This window comes from Halocynthiibacter namhaensis, from assembly GCF_000812685.1.
Taxonomy (GTDB): domain Bacteria; phylum Pseudomonadota; class Alphaproteobacteria; order Rhodobacterales; family Rhodobacteraceae; genus Halocynthiibacter; species Halocynthiibacter namhaensis.
Map to the genome: position 1 here is coordinate 92,017 of NZ_JWIF01000040.1, position 14,048 is coordinate 106,064.

A 14,048-nucleotide genomic window follows, 5' to 3' on the forward strand; every position below is an offset into this window, starting at 1 on the left:
AAACGTTTCACAGTAAAAAAGACCAAGCGGCGCTTGGGGTATGAAAATGATGACAATTCAATCACAAATTGCATTCCGTTAACCAAATTCACCCAATTAATTTGATTTTTGAGTTAGTTTTCCCTAAATTAAAAAAAATGAGCAATTTTTGCTTACCCCAGAAAGGGGAAGCGGAAGGCGGGCGGAAAAATTGAATACTATTGTCCTATACGCCCTCAGCGGCGATCCTTTTGGCTTGACCAACGTTACCGTAACGAATGCGTATACGGTAGATATCGTTGACGATGACAATCTACTTGAGCATTCAGATGACAATGGACTTCCAAGTGGCTCCGCTCAGCTGGATGTAAGTTCGGTTCCCGGGCTAAACAACTCTGTTAACTTTCAAGTGTTTGAGAGTAGATCTGGTTTTGTGAACGGTTCGCCTGTGACCTTTACTCTGCTGCAATGGAGCGGCATTGATTATATGGTGCTGACCGGCGGTTCGGTCAGCGTCGGTCAAACTATTACAGGCACAGCAAACGGACCCGCGCCCAACGCCGGCCCAACTGATTATTCGACGCTTCCTGACTTTGTCTGCTTTGCGGCGGAAACGCTTATCGAAACGCCTGCTGGGGCACGACGCATTGATACATTAACCTCGGGCGATTTAGTTGTGTTGGCAAATGGCAGTGTCAAACCTATTCGTTGGATCGGCAAGCGCGTGCTGTCGCCAGATGATCTGAAAGACGCGCCGCATTTACGCCCGATACGGATTGGCGCCCATAGTTTTGGCCGCAACAGCCCCACACAAGATGTTCACCTATCACCGCAGCATCGGATTGCCGTGACGTCTGGCGCACTTGAGATGTTGATGGAACACCCCGTGATGTTAACTTCTGCCAAGGCGGTGTTGGGCCGCACGGGGGTGGAACAGAACCAAGATGTTCAAGAGGTCACTTATTTTCACATGATGTTTGATCAGCACGAGATGCTAAATGTGTGTGGTTTGATGTGTGAATCCTTTTACCCAGGTACAGTGTCAATGGACGCACTTTCGAATGATGTTCGCGCAGAGCTGTTTGAGCTTTTCCCAGACCTTGAAACCGATGACGCCAGTTATGGACCAACTGTGTTGCCTGTGATGAAACCGTTTGAAGCACAAATCGTGTTAAATAGCTTGTCCTCTCCCAAGGCCCATGACCTTGAAATGCCATTCGAGATGGCATCATAGGCGAATAGTTTTCAACATTTATTGAAAACCAAGCCGCAAATGTCGCTTTCGCCTGTCAGAGGCCGTATTTTCTCTCATACGCGACATTTTCCCGGTCTAAACATGGATCAAACGACATTCAGGGGAAGATCCATGGCAGAAACAGCTCGCAGACGTGCTCGTGGTGGTGGTGGTGCGGCGCGCCGTGCAGAACGCACAGCCGTTAACATCGAGACCGCGAAATACATTGAACGCAACATTCCGAACCTAGAGATTCTGAATGAAGAGGCTTTGGCGATCATCGAAGAAAACGCGGAAACCGTTCTCGCTGAGATCGGCGTTAACTTTGTTGAATGCCCGGAGGCGCTTGAATTGTGGCGTGAAGCGGGTGCTGAGATCGACGGCGAACGTGTACGGATCCCACGTGGTCTGTGCCGTGAGCTGATCAAAACCGCTCCGCAAAGCTATACGCAACATGCACGCAACCCAGAGAAATCCGTTGTCATCGGCGGCAATAATCTGGTGCTTGCACCTGTTTATGGCCCGCCCTTTGTGCGTGATGCCGACGGTGGCCGTCGCTATGCGACCATGGATGATTTCAACAAATTCGTAAAACTGGGCTATATGTCCAAATGGCTGCACCATTCCGGTGGTACAGTGTGCGAACCTACAGATATCCCCGTGAACAAACGTCACTTGGACATGCTGTATTCCCATATGACCTTGTCCGACAAGCCGTATATGGGCTCCGTTACTGAGCCTTCTCGTGCGCAGGATTCGGTTGAGATGTCGAAGATCCTGTTTGGTGACGAATTCGTTGATCAGAATGCGGTTATGACGTCATTGATCAACATTAACTCGCCTTTGACATTTGATCCGATCATGGTTGGCGCTTTGGATATCTACGCGAAAGCGGGCCAGGGCTGCATCATCTCACCCTTTATCGTTGGCGGTGCGATGGCGCCGGTATCGGTTGCTGGCACGTTGACGCAGGTTCTCGCTGAGGTTCTCGCGGGCATCGCATATAGCCAACTTGTGCGCAAAGGCGCGCCAGTGATCTTTGGCTGCTTCGTGACATCCATCGATATGAATTCAGGCGCGCCAACATTTGGCACACCAGAAGCTTCCCAAATCCTTTACGGGGCAGGGCAGTTGGCCCGTCGCCTTAAGCTTCCGTTTAGATCTGGTGGCGGCCTTTGTGGGTCCAAATTGCCTGATGCACAGGCAGCATATGAGACTGCGCATACGCATAATGCCGCCTTGCTTGGTGGTGTGAACTTCATGTTGCATTCTTGCGGTTGGCTTGAGGGCGGGCTTGTTTCATCCTTTGAGAAATTCGTCATGGATGCCGATCAGCTTGGCGTTCTGCACCATTTGGCTGCGGGCGTTGACATGTCAGAGAATGGCCAAGCAATGGGCGCCATGCGTGAGGTCGGGCCAGGTGGTCACTATCTTGGATGTGAACACACCCAGGCCAACTATAAAGACGCGTTTTGGCGTACCGATTTGCTGGACTACAAACCGTTTGAAACCTGGGATGAAGAAGGTGCACGTGACACCGTCGCATTGGCCAAAGCTCGCGTCGAAAAACAGTTGAACGACTATCAGCAACCAGCGATGGACCCTGCAATTAAAGACGCATTGGACGAATATGTCGCCCGTAAAAAAGCGGCAGAGCCTGACGCGTTTATGTGATTAACAGATGTTGCCTATGACGCGCATCGGGTCCGCAGGATCTGAATCTCGGCCATAAGTGCAATCAACAATTCAACATGACGGGCGATGCTATAGGAAGCATCGCCCGTTTTGCGTCGTTCCTCCATATCGCCTTCGACATTCATAAGCTGCGTCACGGCACGTCCGGGCCCAGGTAGTTTTTCGTCGTTCACAAGACGCAAAAGGTCACGTTCTCGGCTGTAGCTGGTTAAGCCAAAACGTGCTGCACGGATAAGCAGGCGTGGTCGGCGAAGTGTATTGAGAAATGTCATAAGGTCGGTCATGTCTGAGCCCCTTTTTTGGTTATGGCGTGATCAAGGGTGACACTACTTATGCGGGTGTTGCGTGTTGCCTAAGGCACCGTTCGATGGGTTACTTAACTGTTTAACAGTTGAAATCAATGATAGTGACACCTGAATATGTTAATCAACAAGTAACCAATGCAATCTTAAGTTGTGTGTAGCTGATGTCCTATAGGGTTAGAAAGAAAGGGCGCAAAGGGAATGAAAAAGCAGGCTGATACGATTGATGTTGGTGTTGCTGAACTCCCCCAATGGGTTCCCGGGGCTGCAAGGAACTACCTGTTACATACGGTCACGGGCGTTTCAATTCGTAAGCTTGCTCGTATCTGTGACTGTCACGCGTCCACTGTGATGCGGCAAGTACACCGTATCGAAAGTCAGCGTGACGACATCTTGGTTGACGAAGCCCTAAGTCGACTGGGCCAGACATATCTTCAGGTATCCCGCTCATCTGCTGAGCAAAATAAAAAGGATGCCACTAAAATGACTATTCCGCACTCAACCTCCGCCCAAATGCGCAACTCTGATGCCGACGACCAATCTCAGTTTGCTGCCTGCAACGATCAATCTACCACAGCGCCAAATCCTAAGAAGCTGCGTCGTGAGAAAGACGAACGTCGTGTTTTGACGCGCTTGTCTGAAAACGGCGCGGTGCTTGTGGTTGCTGGCGATTTGGACAAGGCTGTTGTTGTGCGCAGCTTGCCTGGGGGCAAATCCGCAAGAACTGCGGTCGTTGAACGGGAAGTCGCGCAATCTATGGCGTTGAAGGATTTGATCAGTTGCGCGGCCAAAGGCAAAGTTACGCAGTATAAGATTACAACGGCGGGCCGTGCTGCGCTGAAAAGAATGATCAGCACAGGTGATCCGGCGCAACCGGGCTTTTCTGATATGCAAGCCAGTTTTGGGGATCAGCACCGCGTGTGGGGTGAGAAACAGCTGGCCAGCGGATGCGAGCAAGAGCAGCCAAAACACATCCGTTACAACATTGCTGAAAGCCCATTGGCGGGCCTTGCAAGGCGTCGGGATAAGGATGGAAAACCCTTTTTAAGCGATGATCTTGTGCATGTGGGAGAACGTCTGCGCGAGGATTTTGAATTGGCTCAAATGGGCCCGCGTGTTGCACAGAATTGGGAACGGTTCTTGACCGGTGGTGGTCGTGGTGGATTTGCGGCGGACAGTGGCGTTGGGCATGGTCCAGAAGAGGCCCGGCGTCGCGTTTCGGGCGCACTGGAACATCTAGGGCCGGGGTTGGGGGACGTTGTTCTGCGGTGCTGCTGTTACCTTGAGGGCATGGAAGCGGCCGAGAAACGCATGGGCTGGTCGGCACGATCAGGCAAAGTTGTTCTGCGCATCGCCTTGCAACGTCTAAAGCGTCATTACGACGAAACACATGGCAAATTTGGCCCAATGATCGGCTGAATGAGAAATGAGAAAAGGCCCGCACAAATGGCGGGCCTTTTCTTTATTGCTTAGAAACGAAGGCGCTTAGATTATGCGGTTTCTTTGAGCCAGTTCAGAACTGTTTCTGGTGAAGATTCACCGTATGGATCTTCGCCGTGGTTGTCTGCAAGGCCTGGCTCTTCGAACCATGCTTCTACAACGCCGTCTTTGATGACAGCGGCATAGCGCCAAGAACGCATGCCAAAGCCCAGGTTATTCTTCTCAACCAGCATGCCCATTTTACGGGTGAATTCACCGGAACCATCTGGGATAACGTTTACGTTGCTGATCTCTTGTGCTTGCGCCCATTTGTTCATCACGAAGCTGTCGTTGACGGACATGCAATAGATTTCATCAACGCCTTCAGCTTGAAAATCAGAAAATCCGTTCTCAAAGCCTGGAAGTTGGTATGTGGAACAGGTTGGTGTGAACGCGCCTGGCAAAGAGAAAAGAACAACGCGTTTGCCTGAAAAATAGTCAGCAGTTGTTTTGTCTTCCCAACGGAATGGGTTGTCGCCGCCGATGCTTTCGTCGCGTACACGTGTTTTGAAGGTAACTTCGGGCAGTTTTTGTCCGGCTTTCATATCGATATCCTTTGTGTTTTGTACGGTCTGGCGGTGGCTGACCATGTCATTCTTGAATGCACTTAAAACGATTCTAAGTTCTGATCAATCTCATCTGTATCGATATCGATTTGCTTTGATGCGGGGGTGGCCAATCGGGCAATAATTCGCTAGCACTAGGGCAATTCTGACAAGGATGCCTGATATGCGTGATCTTAAAGTACCAGCCGAACGCCACCCGGAAAAAGCCAAGAATCCAAGCACCGCGCGTGTGAAGAAACCGGATTGGATCCGGGTAAAGGCCCCTGGTGGCAAAGGCTATGCCGAAACCCATAAAATCATGCGTGACAATGGGTTGGTGACCGTCTGTGAAGAAGCGGGCTGTCCTAATGTTGGCGAATGCTGGTCTCAGGGCCATGCGACTATGATGATTATGGGCGAGGTTTGCACGCGCGCCTGTACTTTCTGTAATATTGCCACGGGTAAACCACCAGAAGATCTGGATGTGTTTGAACCTGGTCGTGTGGCAAGTGCGGTTAAAAAACTTGGCTTGAATCACGTGGTGATTACATCTGTGGATCGTGATGATGTTGAAGATGGCGGCGCGGAACATTTCGCGCAAACCATTCGCGCCGTGCGCCAACAATCGCCCTCCACGACCATTGAAATTCTGACACCTGACTTTATTCGCTGTGCGCCGGAAGCTTTGGAAGTTGTGGTCGCCGCCAAACCTGATGTATTCAATCACAACCTTGAAACCGTGCCTGGCCTGTATCCAGAAGTGCGTCCTGGCGCGCGTTACTTCCATTCATTGCGCTTGTTGCAACGGGTGAAAGAGCTTGATCCAACGATGTTTACAAAATCTGGCATCATGGTGGGGCTGGGTGAAAACCGTCAATCTGTGATGCAGGTGATGGAAGACATGCGTGCGGCTGACATCGATTTTTTAACCATCGGTCAGTATCTACAGCCAACGCCGAAACACCACGCGATTGACCGTTTTGTGACACCGGATGAATTCAAAGCCTATGAAAAATCCGCTTATGGCAAAGGGTTCTTGATGGTTTCTGCCACGCCTTTGACGCGATCCAGCTATCACGCGGGCGATGATTTTGCGCAATTGCGTGCGGCACGGTTGGAAAAGCTCGGCAAAGCTTAAGGGGAACAGTAAAAAGCACGCAAGACATATTCCCATGCGTGCTTTTTACCATGCGATTCATCATGGCTATCATTTTGATAGGGGCTTAGGTATCGGTGAAACGCACCTTGCCGATATACCCAAGATTGCGATTTCTCTGAGCGTAATCAATGCCGTAACCGACTACGAATTCATCAGGGATTTCAAAGCCTGTCCAATCCGCACGAATTTCAACTTCGCGCCGAGACGGTTTATCTAGCAAGGCGATTGTACGCAGTTTGTTGGGTTTACGCGTATGCAGCAGGGCGGTTACATGTTTCAACGTAAAACCCGTGTCGACGATATCTTCAACCAACAGCACATCACGCCCGCCGATTTCGCCGCGCAAATCTTTTAGAATACGCACTTCGCGCGAACTTTCCATGGAATCGCCATAAGACGATGCCTCAAGGAAATCGACCTCTACCGGAAGATCAAGTTCACGTACCAGATCGGCAATGAACACAAAGGACCCCCGCAGCAGACCAACCACAACCAGTTTATCCGTGCCCTTGAACTCATCTTGAATTTCGCACGCGAGGTCTTCGATCCGTGCGGCAATGGACTTGGCTGAAATCATCTGATCGATGACATATTCGGGGGCAGGGTTGGTCACATTTCGTCCTTCCAAAGGATTGCTGTATTGATCAGGCCCGGTTTAGCCATTCACATGGGCCAGGGTCAACCATTCTGGCGCAATGCGGCGTTTTTGTCCTGGTATCTTTTTCATTGTGGTTTTAAACATCGGCCATGCCTAAGCACAGTGAAACAAAATTCCTGCCATATTCTGCCGATCAGATGTATGATCTGGTCGCTGATGTTGCCTCTTATCCCGCGTTTTTGCCCTGGTGTTCCGCCGCGCGCATTCGCAGCCGTAAACCTTTGCCCGGCGATGAAACCGCCGAGGTGATGGAGGCGGACCTTGTGATTTCATTCAAACTGTTTCGCGAACGTTTCGGCAGCCGTGTGCATCTTTACCCTGACCAACACCGGATTGAGATGGAATATCTTGACGGCCCATTCCGCTACCTTAAATCCTATTGGCAATTTCAAGATCAAGGGGATGCAGGCTGTAACGTTGAATTCTATGTTGATTTTGAGTTTAAGAACATCGTGCTGCAAAAGCTGATCGGTGTGGTTTTTAACGAAGCGATGCAACGTATCGTGCGCGCCTATGAGGCACGCGCAAAGGTTCTATACGGTTGATCTGAAAGAAAAACGGGCCTTCTTCAAAGCGATAAAGAAGACCCGTCGCGCGCCCAAGAGAGAGAGAAGGGCCGACGGAACGTCGAGACGCGCATAAGTGACGATAGATTATATGGCAGGAGAGGATCCGATGAAGTCGGAAAAAGCGTTAACAACCGCTGAAATTCACCACACACTGTTCGTTTCTCTATGAAGGACCAGAATGTATGAGAATGCCAAGCGTTTTTTGGTCTTTGCATAATTTATGTGCAGTTTTTGGCCTTAGTTGCCTTAGAAACGTGCGGTTAGGCCAGTTCACAGCGCAACAACCGTAAGGCATAGTCGCGTGCACGTAAGCGTACCTTGTCGCGACCACAGGCGCCGAACTCTTTGGTTTCGGCGGATACGGAAGCTGGGGCATGTTTTTGACGCCGAGCCAGGGCAAAACACACGCGCCCCTCTGGTTTGTGATCTGACCCACCAGGCCCTGCGATCCCACTGATCGCGACGCTGATATCCGCCCCGGATTGTGCTAGCGCCCCCAATGCCATTTCACGAACGGTCGGTTCAGAGACCGCGCCGAAAGTATCAACGGTGCTTGGCGCAACGTTCAACAGCTTGATCTTGGCCATGTTTGAATAGGTCACGAAACCAAATTCAAACATCTTTGATGATCCAGGTGCATGGGTTAGGGCAGCAGCCACCATGCCACCGGTGCAGCTTTCTGCACAGGTCAACACCAGGTTTTGTTCTGTTGCAAGTCGCAGTATTGCGTCAATGTCTGAGGCGTTTGTCATACGCCGATCAGTCCGTGACTGATCCAAGCGGCCCCCATAACAACGAATGCGGCCAAAATACCGGCAATGACATCATCCAGCATCACGCCGAACGCATCATGTCGCCGATCCGCCATACCAACAGGGCCTGGCTTGAGGATATCAAAGAACCGAAATGCGGCAAAGGCAGTCAGAATACCGGGCCAAAGGGCCAAGATCGATGCGCCGGAATGGGTTGCACCAATTGCAACAGGGATAAGGGCGATCCATTGTCCGGCGACCTCGTCAATTACGATCTCTGATGGGTCATGATCATCCTGTCCGTGCGTTGACACAAGCGTCGCCCACCAGCCAACGAAAAAGGCCACACAAGCCCCAATCGCCAGCAAGACTGGCCCGCCAAGCACATGCAGACCCAATCCCGCTGGAATGGCCGCCAATGACCCCCAAGTGCCGGGTGCGGGGCGGATTAGGCCCGCGCCAAAAAAGACCGCGATTGATCTGGCAATGAATTTTTGCATGGGTGTTGGACCTTATCTTATTGTTTGATCAAGGAAACCGTTGCAAGGCTTGCGATGCCTTCGCCGCGCCCTGTGAAACCAAGTTTTTCTGAAGTTGTTGCTTTGACTGAAACGCGATCAACGTCAATGCCGCAGATCTCGGCCAAGCGTTCCCGCATTGCGTTGGAGACGGGGCCGATTTTGGGAAATTCGCAGACAAGGGTGCAATCCATATTGCTGATCGAGAACCCTTTTCTAGCAACCAATTCAACAGCATGTGATAGGAATATATGGCTTTCGACGTTCTTCCATTTCATGTCAGACGGAGGAAAATGCTGGCCAATATCGCCTTCGGCCAAAGCCCCATAGATCGCATCCGTCAGGGCATGCATACCTACATCTGCATCAGAATGCCCAAGCATGCCCTGATCATGGGGAACCTTAACGCCACAAATCACGACGTGATCATTTGCGCCGTCATCACGTTGGCCAAAACGATGCACGTCATAGCCATTGCCAACACGAATATCCATCGGTTCGTCCTTTGCTTTGCTTAATAAGGTCTCGGCACGCCGAAAATCTTGGGGATGGGTGATCTTGATATTATCTTCATCGCCCAGAACGATTTGGACTTCAACGCCATTTGCCCGGGCGACTTCGACATCATCCGCGGCAATGGTTGTGTTATTGGCGTGTGCCGCACGGATCACCGAAAGGTGAAATCCCTGCGGGGTTTGCGCGCGCCACAGGCCGCTGCGATCAACCGTTTCCCGCACGACCCCATCACAGCCACGCCATAATGCGTCAGTGACGGGCACCGCTGGTGCGGCGGCGGCAGATGTATTCAATGCGTCGCAAACCCTAGAAATCAAAGTAGATGTAAGCATCGGGCGCGCGCCGTCATGAATTAAAACGCGACTAAATTCGTCTGGGATGGCCTGTAAACCTGCACCTACGGATTGGTCACGCTCAGCGCCGCCGTCCACGATCTGAACAGGGATGTTGTCTGGCAACGTAACTTCGGTCGAAACAAATTCACGATCTTGCGGGCGTATAACCAGGACGATATGATCGATATCCGGGTGTTGGGCAAATTGTAGCAAACTGTGATCGATCACCAACTTCGATGCAAGTGTTTGATATTGCTTCGGCAATATACGATATCGGCCCGAGGCGGCGCGGGTGCCAGTGCCTGCAGCAACGATGATCGCCGCGGTTTTTTGGTTCTGCATCCTAGGGCCGCTGTCGTTGTCGAAAAACTATGCATTACCTTTAGGCATTTTGAACGCGCGGGGCAATCGGCTTCCATGTGTCGCACAATTATTGTGCAAGAACTGTCGTCACTGCATTAAAATTATGCATACTGTGGTGTTTCTAGGTATTTGCGTTAGTGGGTGATTGCCTCAGATGGGGGCAGAGTGGTCTTGACGGGCGGAAGGGATGAACTGTGACGTTTACAATCGGCGATATAACTGTTGAAGCTCCGGTGCTGTTGGCGCCGTTGGCGGGGATCACAGATCTACCGTTTCGCAATCTCGTGTCTGGGTTTGGTGCTGGACTGGTTGTCAGTGAAATGGTTGCAAGCCAAGAAATGGTACAGCAAAAACCAGGCGTGCGCGAAAAGGCAGAGCTTGGACTTCAACTTGCCAACACCGCAGTTCAACTGGCCGGACGCGAGGCCCATTGGATGTCAGAAGCCGCGAAAGTTGTTGAAGACAATGGCGCGCGGATCATCGATATCAACATGGGGTGCCCTGCAAAGAAGGTCGTGAATGGGTATTCTGGCTCGGCTTTGTTGAAAGATCTTGATCACGCATTGCACTTGATTGAGGCAGTCGTCGCGGCAACGTCTTTGCCCGTCACATTGAAAACCCGGCTTGGGTGGGACGACGCTTTATTGAACGCACCAGAGCTTGCAAAAAGGGCCGAAAGCGCGGGCATTCAGATGATCACCATTCATGGTCGAACCCGCTGTCAATTCTATAAAGGTCATGCAGATTGGGCTGCGATCAAACTGGTGAAAGACGCAGTTTCTATTCCTGTTATTGCCAACGGTGACATTAAGAATGCAGAAGATGCCATTGATGCAATGAGACTTTCTTCTGGCGATGGCGTAATGATCGGTCGTGGCGCTCAGGGGCAACCTTGGCGTTTGGCCCAAGTGTCATCACAGCTGTTCGGGACCGCAGCCCCCAAAGTTCCTGTGGGGGCCGACCTCGCGGCGATGGTTTCTGGTCACTATCAAGACATGCTGGGATTCTATGGCAAAGACCTGGGAAACCGAACCGCGCGCAAACATTTGGGTTGGTACATGGATCAAGCGCATACGCCCATGGATTTGCGCCGCGCTGTGTTGACAGAACGCGATCCGAATGCGGTGATAGATCTGCTGCCTGATGCGATGTCTGCGGACCATTGTGAGGTGCCACATGGCTGAGACACCATCCGTGATCCACGGTGATCTTTGGGACATATTCCCTTTGCCCTTGTTGATGTTGAATGAAGCGGGGCAGATCATCGGAAGCAATCCTGCGGCGCAGGCCTGTTTTCACCAGTCCCAACGCGGCCTTCAGAATGCAAATCCAGATCAAATCATGGAAATTGCGCCGTCAGTCTCAGATTTGCTGGCCCGGTTCTCAGACGGGCGGCCATCAATCGCTGTGAATGATCTGCGTCTGTCATTTCGCAACAGGTCTTCGATCTTTTGTCGGTTGCAAATCAATCGGGTTGGCGCTGATTTTATATTGGTGTTTCAACCCGATGAAACCGAAAGCCTGCCTCATATTATTTCCAGCCCAGACAGTGCTGCGCGGGTTGCTGTCGGCATGGCTGATATGTTGGCGCATGAGATTAAGAACCCACTCGCGGGGATTTCAGGCGCGGCGCAACTTATTGAAATGTCGCCGGATCGTGACACGAAGGAACTGACAGATTTGATCGTTGAGGAATGCCAACGAATAGTAAAGCTGCTGTCACAAGTCGAAGACTTTGGCAATTTGCAGCCGCCAGAAACATTATCTGTCAACCTGCATGATGTGCTGGATCGCGCGGTTCAATCCGCCAGTCTTGGCTTTGCAACCGGCATCGAGATCAAGCGGGAATATGATCCTTCTTTGCCGATGACCTTTGGTGACAGTGACCGTTTGGTTCAGGTGTTTTTGAACCTGCTGAAAAACGCATCAGAGGCGCTTGGACGTGCACCCGACACGGATGTGCCACAGATCGTGTTGCGCAGTTTCTATGAACAGGGCTTGCGTCGTCAAAACCAAGATGGAAGCGTGGAAAACCTGCCGCTTCACGTTGAGGTGATTGATAATGGTCCCGGTATTCCCGCGCATATCAACGACGAGGTCTTCGATCCATTTGTATCGGGCCGGGTCAATGGCACCGGGCTTGGCTTGCCGCTGGTTCGTCATATTATTGAGGCACATGGCGGGCTTGTACGCCTGACGTCATGCCCTGGAAAAACCAGTTTCAGGGTTTCCTTGCCGGTCGCACCCATGGATGACGCCGCAGCTGTGGCGAACCCCAAAGAAGGAGAACGATAAATGGATGGCACAGTTTTAATCGCCGATGATGATCGCACAATCCGAACCGTTCTGAGCCAAGCCATGACGCGGGCAGGGATGCAGGTTCACGCGACCTCGTCTTTGACGACATTGATGCGCTGGGTGGCTGAGGGACGCGGGGACTTGGTGATTACGGATGTTGCCATGCCTGACGGCAACGGTATTGAAATGATCCCGCGTATTTCAGAATTGCGCCCGGGTCTTCCGGTTATCGTGATTTCAGCGCAAAACACCGTAATGACCGCCATTCGTGCCACCGAAGCTGAAGCCTGGGATTACCTGCCAAAACCCTTTGATCTTCCTGAACTTATGCGTCGTTCCGCGCGTGCATTGGAAGAAACCCGTCAGGTTACATCGGTCGTTGCGTCTGCGGCGGCCACGAGCGCACCTATGGATGTGATGCCTCAACGCACGGATGGCGCCGAGTTTGCCTTGTCTGGCCGATCACCCGAAATGCAGCACATCTATCAGACGATCGCACGCGTTATGAATTCTGATATCTCGGTGCTTATCACCGGCGACAGTGGATGCGGTAAAACCCAAATTGCGCGTGCGGTGCATCAGCTGGGGGAGCGGCGCAATCGGAATTGGGCTGTGTTGGACCCAAGCCTTCTGGGGCGGCAGGAAAATGAAGACCAGCTTTTGGCCAAACTGGCAGGCGGCACATTGGTGATTGAGGACCCCGCCGATTATTCCGATGAGGAACAGACACGCCTGAACCGTTTGTTGGGGCGAATGGGGGCGGAAACCCAGAACACTGCGCCGCGCATTGTGACGACCAGTCAGAAGAACCTGATGCAGGTGATGTCATCGGGGCAGCTCCGCCAGGATCTATATTACCGCTTCGCAGGGATCGAATTGCATGTGCCCAATTTGGCGCAGCGCCCCTCTGATATTTTGGTGTTTGCGCAAGAATTCCTCAGCAGCGACGAGTTCGATGAACGTGGACCAGGGCTTGGACGAAGCAACGGAACCGCGCGTGCTTTCTCACCTGAGGCGGAGGCCTTGTTGCGTCAACACCCTTGGCTTGGAAACGTGCGCGAGCTGAAAAACGTGGTTCGGCAGCTGGTCGCCGTCAGCAGTGGCACGATCATCACAGATGTTGATGTGCGATTGACGTTGAAACTGCCACTGGATCGCTACATGGGGGATCGGGGCGCCATGGTTGCAGGCGACGCGATGCCTAATGTGGCCGGTGTCGGCAATGTTTCGCCTGGATCGACGGGGCTTGCGCCCCCAGCGCATTACGCCGAGCAACCCGCGCCACAGAGAGAGAAACTGGCAGAGTCCGTGGGGTATCATTTGCGTAGGTACTTTGATTTGCACCAAGATTCTTTGCCGCCGCCCGGATTGTATCAGCGGATCCTGAAAGAGGTGGAAATCCCACTGTTCGAAATCGCTTTAGAGGCAACCCAAGGAAATCAGGCAAAATGTGCCGAACTTCTGGGGATCAATCGCAATACCTTGCGCAAGAAGCTTACCGGACTCGATATTCGCGTGACACGCGGTCGGAAAATGATGTAATACCGCAACAGAGAGTGGCCAAAAAGTTTCATTGTTACCATGGAAGCCTTTGGTCTATGCGGTTGTCATGTGGGATCTACCTGCATGACCCATCATGAATAGGG

General features: G+C 51.9%; 14 protein-coding genes. 8 read left to right on the top strand and 6 right to left on the bottom strand.

Going from position 1 to position 14,048, the window contains the following annotated elements:
• The first annotated feature begins 190 nt into the window (after positions 1 to 190).
• Complete coding sequence (locus RJ38_RS06470) at positions 191 to 1,213, top strand: Hint domain-containing protein (protein ID WP_156121780.1); 1,023 nt, start codon at positions 191 to 193, stop codon at positions 1,211 to 1,213.
• 132 nt (positions 1,214 to 1,345) lie between these two features.
• Positions 1,346 to 2,887: a trimethylamine methyltransferase family protein gene (locus tag RJ38_RS06475; protein ID WP_039018060.1), complete on the top strand. Its 1,542-nt coding sequence runs from the start codon at positions 1,346 to 1,348 to the stop codon at positions 2,885 to 2,887.
• A 14-nt stretch (positions 2,888 to 2,901) separates the two neighbouring features.
• Here the strand turns inward: RJ38_RS06475 and RJ38_RS06480 are convergent, their stop codons facing one another.
• Entirely contained in the window at positions 2,902 to 3,192 is a 291-nt protein-coding gene (locus RJ38_RS06480) for a DUF6477 family protein (protein WP_039018061.1), read from the bottom strand.
• A 219-nt stretch (positions 3,193 to 3,411) separates the two neighbouring features.
• Here RJ38_RS06480 and RJ38_RS06485 point away from each other — a divergent pair, with 219 nt between their 5' ends.
• Positions 3,412 to 4,629 (top strand): DUF6456 domain-containing protein, encoded by a 1,218-nt coding sequence (locus RJ38_RS06485; protein ID WP_039018062.1) that lies wholly within the window; start codon positions 3,412 to 3,414, stop codon positions 4,627 to 4,629.
• A gap of 71 nt (positions 4,630 to 4,700) precedes the next feature.
• Here RJ38_RS06485 and RJ38_RS06490 read toward each other — a convergent pair whose 3' ends face one another.
• A complete protein-coding gene (locus RJ38_RS06490; protein WP_039018115.1) occupies positions 4,701 to 5,234 on the bottom strand; it encodes a peroxiredoxin in 534 nt (177 codons plus the stop codon).
• A gap of 184 nt (positions 5,235 to 5,418) precedes the next feature.
• Here RJ38_RS06490 and lipA point away from each other — a divergent pair, with 184 nt between their 5' ends.
• The gene (gene lipA / locus RJ38_RS06495; RefSeq protein ID WP_039018116.1) at positions 5,419 to 6,372 is read left to right on the top strand and encodes a lipoyl synthase; all 954 of its coding nucleotides are present in this window, start codon (positions 5,419 to 5,421) and stop codon (positions 6,370 to 6,372) included.
• 85 nt (positions 6,373 to 6,457) lie between these two features.
• On the opposite strand, the gene hpt is transcribed toward lipA, so the two are convergent.
• A complete protein-coding gene (gene hpt, locus RJ38_RS06500; RefSeq protein ID WP_039018117.1) occupies positions 6,458 to 6,970 on the bottom strand; it encodes a hypoxanthine phosphoribosyltransferase in 513 nt (170 codons plus the stop codon).
• Between the two features lie 170 nt (positions 6,971 to 7,140).
• Between hpt and RJ38_RS06505 the strand changes: the two genes are divergently transcribed.
• Positions 7,141 to 7,596, top strand: coding sequence for a type II toxin-antitoxin system RatA family toxin (locus RJ38_RS06505; RefSeq protein ID WP_039018063.1), 456 nt, complete (start codon positions 7,141 to 7,143; stop codon positions 7,594 to 7,596).
• A gap of 284 nt (positions 7,597 to 7,880) precedes the next feature.
• Here the strand turns inward: RJ38_RS06505 and RJ38_RS06510 are convergent, their stop codons facing one another.
• Genes RJ38_RS06510 through RJ38_RS06520 form a run of 3 tightly spaced genes read right to left on the bottom strand, consistent with a single transcriptional unit; the run spans position 7,881 to position 10,083 of the window.
• The gene (locus tag RJ38_RS06510) at positions 7,881 to 8,372 is read right to left on the bottom strand and encodes a CinA family protein (protein ID WP_039018064.1); all 492 of its coding nucleotides are present in this window, start codon (positions 8,370 to 8,372) and stop codon (positions 7,881 to 7,883) included.
• The gene (locus RJ38_RS06515; protein WP_039018065.1) at positions 8,369 to 8,872 is read right to left on the bottom strand and encodes a phosphatidylglycerophosphatase A family protein; all 504 of its coding nucleotides are present in this window, start codon (positions 8,870 to 8,872) and stop codon (positions 8,369 to 8,371) included. The genes RJ38_RS06510 and RJ38_RS06515 overlap by 4 nt, the downstream gene beginning before the upstream one ends.
• 17 nt (positions 8,873 to 8,889) lie before the next feature.
• Positions 8,890 to 10,083 carry a bifunctional 2-C-methyl-D-erythritol 4-phosphate cytidylyltransferase/2-C-methyl-D-erythritol 2,4-cyclodiphosphate synthase gene (locus RJ38_RS06520; protein WP_039018066.1) on the bottom strand — a complete coding sequence of 398 codons (1,194 nt, stop codon included), beginning with the start codon at positions 10,081 to 10,083 and terminating at the stop codon, positions 8,890 to 8,892.
• A gap of 215 nt (positions 10,084 to 10,298) precedes the next feature.
• On the opposite strand from RJ38_RS06520, the gene dusB reads away from it, so the two are divergent.
• The 3 genes from dusB to RJ38_RS06535 are packed head-to-tail and all read left to right on the top strand — an operon-like array spanning position 10,299 to position 13,944.
• Positions 10,299 to 11,288: a tRNA dihydrouridine synthase DusB gene (dusB, locus tag RJ38_RS06525; RefSeq protein ID WP_039018067.1), complete on the top strand. Its 990-nt coding sequence runs from the start codon at positions 10,299 to 10,301 to the stop codon at positions 11,286 to 11,288.
• Positions 11,281 to 12,399, top strand: a complete 1,119-nt coding sequence (locus RJ38_RS06530; RefSeq protein ID WP_039018068.1) for a two-component system sensor histidine kinase NtrB — start codon at positions 11,281 to 11,283, stop codon at positions 12,397 to 12,399. The genes dusB and RJ38_RS06530 overlap by 8 nt, the downstream gene beginning before the upstream one ends.
• Entirely contained in the window at positions 12,400 to 13,944 is a 1,545-nt protein-coding gene (locus RJ38_RS06535; RefSeq protein ID WP_039018069.1) for a response regulator, read from the top strand.
• Positions 13,945 to 14,048: the final 104 nt, after the last annotated feature.

What these genes read in the sequence shown, in the direction of transcription:
- RJ38_RS06485 (WP_039018062.1), top strand. Translation starts at nt 3,412, where the DNA reads ATGAAAAAGCAGGCTGATACGATTGATGTTGGTGTTGCTGAACTCCCC.
- RJ38_RS06515 (WP_039018065.1), bottom strand. Translation starts at nt 8,872, where the DNA reads ATGCAAAAATTCATTGCCAGATCAATCGCGGTCTTTTTTGGCGCGGGC.
- RJ38_RS06490 (WP_039018115.1), bottom strand. Translation starts at nt 5,234, where the DNA reads ATGAAAGCCGGACAAAAACTGCCCGAAGTTACCTTCAAAACACGTGTA.
- RJ38_RS06475 (WP_039018060.1), top strand. Translation starts at nt 1,346, where the DNA reads ATGGCAGAAACAGCTCGCAGACGTGCTCGTGGTGGTGGTGGTGCGGCG.
- hpt (WP_039018117.1), bottom strand. Translation starts at nt 6,970, where the DNA reads ATGATTTCAGCCAAGTCCATTGCCGCACGGATCGAAGACCTCGCGTGC.
- RJ38_RS06520 (WP_039018066.1), bottom strand. Translation starts at nt 10,083, where the DNA reads ATGCAGAACCAAAAAACCGCGGCGATCATCGTTGCTGCAGGCACTGGC.
- RJ38_RS06480 (WP_039018061.1), bottom strand. Translation starts at nt 3,192, where the DNA reads ATGACCGACCTTATGACATTTCTCAATACACTTCGCCGACCACGCCTG.
- lipA (WP_039018116.1), top strand. Translation starts at nt 5,419, where the DNA reads ATGCGTGATCTTAAAGTACCAGCCGAACGCCACCCGGAAAAAGCCAAG.
- RJ38_RS06510 (WP_039018064.1), bottom strand. Translation starts at nt 8,372, where the DNA reads ATGACAAACGCCTCAGACATTGACGCAATACTGCGACTTGCAACAGAA.
- RJ38_RS06505 (WP_039018063.1), top strand. Translation starts at nt 7,141, where the DNA reads ATGCCTAAGCACAGTGAAACAAAATTCCTGCCATATTCTGCCGATCAG.
- RJ38_RS06530 (WP_039018068.1), top strand. Translation starts at nt 11,281, where the DNA reads ATGGCTGAGACACCATCCGTGATCCACGGTGATCTTTGGGACATATTC.
- RJ38_RS06535 (WP_039018069.1), top strand. Translation starts at nt 12,400, where the DNA reads ATGGATGGCACAGTTTTAATCGCCGATGATGATCGCACAATCCGAACC.